At 71.1% G+C, this 336-nt stretch carries 1 protein-coding gene; it reads right to left on the minus strand.

What is annotated here, in order from left to right; genetic code table 11:
- A partial coding sequence (locus EO156_RS00020) for a TAL effector repeat-containing protein (RefSeq protein ID WP_206513883.1) occupies nt 1-336 on the minus strand: 336 nt, incomplete at both ends.

Here is a 336-nt window from a genome sequence, read left to right on the forward strand (position 1 = left end):
TGGCCACCACCTGCTCCGGGGTCAGGCCATGGGCCTGGCACAGCACCGGCAACAGCCGCTGCACCGTCTCCAGCGCCTGCTTGCCGCCATCGTGGCTGGCGATGGCCACCACCTGCTCCGGGGTCAGGCCATGGGCCTGGCACAGCACCGGCAACAGCCGCTGCACCGTCTCCAGCGCCTGCTTGCCACCGCCATTGCTGGCGATGGCCACCACCTGTGCCGGGGTCAGGCCATGGGCCTGGCACAGCACCGGCAACAGCCGCTGCACCGTCTCCAGCGCCTGCTTGCCGCCATCGTGGCTGGCGATGGCCACCACCTGCTCCGGGGTCAGGCCAT

The organism is Xanthomonas sp. DAR33341 (assembly GCF_003992815.1).
Lineage (GTDB): Bacteria > Pseudomonadota > Gammaproteobacteria > Xanthomonadales > Xanthomonadaceae > Xanthomonas > Xanthomonas cissicola.